The 2,004-nt window shown below is 29.9% G+C and carries 2 protein-coding genes; one reads left to right on the top strand and one right to left on the bottom strand.

Annotated elements, in window-relative coordinates; genetic code table 11:
* Window positions 1–316: 316 nt before the first annotated feature.
* Window positions 317–802 (top strand): RbsD/FucU family protein, encoded by a 486-nt coding sequence (locus tag SVN78_10580; GenBank protein MDY6822050.1) that lies wholly within the window; start codon window positions 317–319, stop codon window positions 800–802.
* A gap of 146 nt (window positions 803–948) precedes the next feature.
* Here SVN78_10580 and SVN78_10575 read toward each other — a convergent pair.
* A partial coding sequence (locus SVN78_10575; GenBank protein ID MDY6822049.1) for a pyridoxal-phosphate dependent enzyme occupies window positions 949–2,004 on the bottom strand: 1,056 nt, incomplete at its 5' end.

The following is a 2,004-nucleotide window of genomic DNA, read 5'->3' as shown; positions in this document are numbered from 1 at the left end:
AAAACGATTCCCCTAATTGTTTGTGCGCTTAAATCTGAGAAATTAAATAGTATAAACAAAGTAACAATTATAAATAAACAAGTTTTTAAATAAAATTTTCCAGCAACATTTTTTTTCATAATTAACTCCTCATAATTTTTTTTCTTAGATATACAATTTAAATGTCAAACAATAATTATTGTTTTGCAAAATTTTTGTTAAAAAATTTTATAAAATATTATTAATATATAAATTGCATATATATTAATAATTGGTTAAAATTAATATGCAAACTAGACAAGTTATTACGTCATTAAAAAGAAGGAGGGTGATTTATATGAAAGCCTTTAGATCTTTTTTAATGTTATTGTTAATTTTTTTGTTATCTTGTGGAGGTGGCCTTACAATGTTAAAAACAAATGTTTTGCATCCTGAAATTTTAGAAGCACTAGCTAAAGCTGGCCATGGTGCTAAAATTGTTATAGCTGATAGCAATTACCCCTTTGATATAATGTCAAACCCTAGAAGTAAAAAGGTCTATTTGAATCTTGCTCCTGGAAAACTTAACGTTAGTGACGTATTAGAAGCACTTTCAACTGTAATTGAAATTGAATCTGCACAAGCAATTTACCCTGACAGTGGTCCTGAACCTTCAATTTTCAAAGAGTATAGGAGAATCCTACCAGAGGGCATAAAAATAGAAAAGCTAGGAAGATTTGATTTTTATAAAGCTGCAAAAACTGATGACGTTTGTCTTCTTATTGCTACAGGAGAACAAAGGACATGGTCTTGTATTATTTTGACTATTGGAGTCGTACAATAACTTAATAATTTTTAGTTTGCTTTATTTCAAACAAATATTGTTTACATAATACTTTAAGGTTATTTTTTACAGATATTTTTGGCTAGTTTATTTTATAATTTATAATTAATCTTGGCATATGCTTTTTTGTTTTGTTTTTTTATAATTTAACCTAATTTTAATCCTGATCCAGTTAAAATTATTAGGGAGCTAGCTGGCTTTTTTTGTAAAAACGCCCCATATCCTAAGGCAGCAGTTGGTTCAATAATGTATCCATATTGAAATAATTTTTTATGCGCAATCTCAATTGATTTTTCAGAAAGGTTGATGGTTTCACCCTTTGACTCTTTTACCGCCCTCATTATTTCTTCTAGCCTAGGTGGGTTCTCTATTAGTGTTCCTTCGGCAATTGAATAATCTGATGAAAAGCCCTTTAAAGTACCTTTTTTTGAATAATAAGCTAAAGGTGCACACTTTTCTGGCTGAACTGCATAGAGTTTTGGCATGTCTTTAATTAATTCTAGTTGTAATAAATCTAGAAATCCATAATAGAGGCCAAGAAAGAGTGTTCCATTACCAGTGGGGACAAATATATTTTTTGGTATATTTCCGCTCAATTGTTCATATATTTCATAAGCAATGGTTTTAACGCCCTCTATAAATATCCAGTTATAAACGTGTGAAGCATAGAAGCAGTTTTTAGATAGTTTCATTGCCTCTTCTGCAACTTTTTTTCTACCCCCTTCTATTTTATTAATTTTAGCACCTAACAGGCTAAGCAGTTTTAACCTATTATCTTTTATATAATCAGGCACAAATATGTTTGCCCTAATCGATGCTCTTGCAGCATACATTGCATAAGAAATTCCAGCATTGCCTGATGAGTCCTCAATGAATTCATTGATATTCTTTGATTTTAATAATGATATTAGAATGCTACTGCCTCTATCTTTAAATGAGCCAGAGGGGTTAATGTATTCTAGTTTAAAATATAATGTTTTATCTTCTTTTTTTTCAGTGATAAGGGGCGTGAAACCTTCATCTAGTGAAATAATATTAGAAAGTGGTTGTACTGGCAAGTAATGAGAGTATCTCCACATTGAATATTTATTATTATCAACTACTAGTTTGTGTGAACTTTTATGAGGTTTATATGATAATCTTAGGGGTTTCCCACATTCGCATTTTAATATTTCGAGGTTTAATGGATATCTTTTACCACA

This window comes from Deferribacterota bacterium, from assembly GCA_034189185.1.
Classification (GTDB): domain Bacteria; phylum Chrysiogenota; class Deferribacteres; order Deferribacterales; family UBA228; genus UBA228.
The sequence above is the reverse complement of the archived record's forward strand: the minus strand, read 5'-3'. Positions and strand labels throughout refer to the sequence as shown.

Coding starts and splice junctions, on each gene's coding strand:
- SVN78_10580 (MDY6822050.1), top strand. CDS start 317: ATGAAAGCCTTTAGATCTTTTTTAATGTTATTGTTAATTTTTTTGTTA.